General features: G+C 60.6%; 2 protein-coding genes. Both read right to left on the reverse strand.

Annotation, left to right across the window (positions count from 1 at the left end; all coding sequences use genetic code 11):
- Positions 1–793: 793 nt before the first annotated feature.
- Positions 794–2,491, reverse strand: coding sequence for a hypothetical protein (locus tag AC1D01_RS27575; protein WP_477872076.1), 1,698 nt, complete (start codon positions 2,489–2,491; stop codon positions 794–796).
- A gap of 201 nt (positions 2,492–2,692) precedes the next feature.
- On the reverse strand, positions 2,693–2,965 hold the full coding sequence (locus AC1D01_RS27580; RefSeq protein WP_477872078.1) for a hypothetical protein: 273 nt from the start codon (positions 2,963–2,965) through the stop codon (positions 2,693–2,695).
- Positions 2,966–3,043: the final 78 nt, after the last annotated feature.

A 3,043-nucleotide genomic window follows, 5' to 3' on the forward strand; every position in this document is an offset into this window, starting at 1 on the left:
TGACCACACACTGCGGCGGCTACAGACCGCCCGTGTCGATTGCAGTCAATCTCAAGGTCTTGGCTCATCAAAACAGGACTCCATGATTGGTGTAGCGGTGGCTGCCCGATAGCTGCCGCTCGGGGCCGACCGGTCGTGGCCGTTTGCGGAAGCGGTCGCGATCGGCGCAACTAGCCGCACAGTCACGATGGCAGCTGGTCGGGGAGACGGCGAACTTTGYTCAGGCGCGGGAAACTGACGTCTGGCTCTATGAACAACAGTGCCGCAACACCATGCCGAATCTCGCAACCTACTACCACTACCTGGCGGGAGTCTCCGTTCGGCAGTTGCACCTCAACCCAACTGCCGCGGGATGGCAGCTCCGTTGCCGAAGCGAACGTGCCATCGACGACGTACCAGTTTCCCAGCTCGAGACCGTCGAGTTGCGGAGCAAGTTCTGCAGTGACCACGAACGAATCGACAAGAGTGAGCAGCGATTCCACGGGCCACAGTGTACGCATGCAGGTGCGCTTGGAGTTGCTCTCCGATTCGGGACCGAGATTGGGGCCCGTGGGCCACCGGCCGATCGTCAAAGCAGCCGGTCGCGAAGGGCTGCTCGTGGCCGACTGAAGACGTTCATGCTCAGCCGCGATAGCTTCGAAACGACCCTGAGCGGTCCTTCGAGGTGCCGAGGTGCGCGGCAGCGAACCGGACATTCGCCGAGGGCGGCTGTGGATGCCTCCATCCGACCCAAAGCCGACATCGGCCGTCCCGACTCGGGCAATCGAAGGCGGACGCTCGGCCTGTCTAGTGGCTACACCGCCAGAGGCAGCACTTCCAAGTAGACATAGCTCGGCTCTTTGCGCAACCCGCCGGCTGGATAGGTCCTAACTAGACGCCGGTTCTCAGAGTCGTAGGACATTCCGTCAACGAGGCATGCTTCGGCCACCTCAAGATTTGCCGCCCTGAGCGATTCGTAGTTCCTACGTGTCCAGGCAATCAGCGCACGGTGAAGGGGCCGATATTCCTTGTCGATCGACGACCGATCGACCTTAAGACCCATTACGTTCAGGCAGAACGCCAGGAACTTGGCGCCCTTGAAGTTCGGGAAACGCTCCATCTCCTTGATCTCGTTATAGATCAAGCGTCGCACCTTGTGCCTCACAAAGGCGCCCGCCTGTGTCTTTTCGGCGAACGATTCGAAGAAGGCGGACCAGACGGTGTTGTGCTGGATGGTCCAACAAGTGCTGATTGGCGAACGCACGCTAGCAGCACAGAAGATCATGTTGACGATCGACTCCGCGACCATGTCATAGACCGAGTGGCCAGGCCCGTACCGTTTGTGCCTGCGAAGCTCGATGTATTCCGGCACAGGCATCTTGCTCAGTATCTCAATCGCGTCCTTGAGAAAGTCGACCAATGCTCGCAGCGTCGCATACGGGCCAGTACGCCACTCCAGCATATTGGAGCCATCGAGCTGGTAGAGGTCCAGCGCAGCGAACTCGAGCCTTGAATGGAGGCGGAACAGGACAGTCGTACTGGACGGGAATCCGGCTTCAACATATGCCTTGAGCGCGACTCGAGCTGCGCGCAGGAAGGCGACCCAGGTGTCCGAGTTCCAGTTGAAGCTCTCGCCCACGTCGGCGTCCAATGCGGTACCGATGCCGGCCAACATAGCGTAGTCTCCAAAGATCGCCTGACTGAGCGGCTTGTGGTGCCCGAGCAAGCCGACTCGATAGCCTTCGGTTTCGTGGAACAGGAAGGAGYCAGTATTCACGAGAGCCTCGCCGACAATGTTGCGCGTGAATGTGCCGATCGCCACGTCGTGCTTCTTCTGCAGGGCGATCTCGCGGAACAGCGCCAGCGCGAGTACCGGGCCCTTCGCCACGACGGCGCGGCAGAAGCGGCGGTCGGCAATCAGTAGTAGAAAGTCGTTGGCGTAGCCTTCGACCTTCCGCAATGACGGCTCTGCACCTCCTGGTGACGCTCTCGATGGCTTCCGGCGCGAATGGGTGGATGGCGCGTACTTGATCAACCGGCTGGCGGAACGCGCGATCTCATCGGAGATCACTGCGAGTTCGTCTCCTGATCCACGCAAGATCGCCCGATACACGGCACGGACATATCGCTCCGCATTTAGAGGCCCGAATCGCGGCGGTCGAACGAATGCGAACCATGCCCAGCCAAGGAATGTGAGCAGGAAGGTCAACCCGAGCAACCCTTGCCAGATTGCTGGTGTCAGCGGACGACCCACCGGAACAAGCCATCCTTGGGCCCGCCACAGATCTGTCAGGAGGGTGAAAATCCCAACGAGGGCGACGTTGACGAACGCGATGCGCTGAAGCGGGAGCGGTGCTGTCTCGATGCGGAATTGGTAGCGCGCGTCGGCGATCGTCCAGGCGAGCACCAGCAGGGCCATTGCCGCAAGGTATTCGGCGAAGCCGAAGAACTTGGGGCCGTTGGGATCAAGTGCGTAGAAGCAGATGCCGTGAATACAGGTTTCGGTCGCCATGGCTGCAATACTGAGTGAAGGGGCCGTGGCGAAGGCCGCGACCGATTTCAGTATCGCCCACGCTCGAACTCGCATGGCGCCGGCGACCGCCAGCGAGCCGATGTCCTCGGAACGTGCGAGGCGTGAGTCTAAATAGCACCTTCGAGGTTCCGTTTCGAAGCAGCCGCTCGTTACCTACCGCTTCTGGCCGGCCTCCGCCTCTCAACGCAGACCCAACATCGCCTGCATGGCACGCTGGATATCGTTAATCAGAGCTGCAAGTTCCGGCCGGTCTCCATACATGTCGAATTCGCGAACTGCAGTGAGGCCCATCGAGAACGGGCCCGGTCGAATCTCGCCAGCGCACCCTAAGAGGAATGTACGGCACCACGCGAGTTGGCGCTCGATGCTCACGGCGGGCTCGAAAGACTTCTCCGCCATCGGACGGATCTCGGCGAGGGCCGCATCAATCTTTCCGAGGAGTGCTTGTTCCATGCGCGAGTCGAAGAGCGATGTTGGCTAGCCTACCTGAAACCGGTCGCTCGCGAACGACTGCACATGGCCGCGTGCAGT

The organism is Rhizobacter sp. P3_B12 (assembly GCF_056402895.1).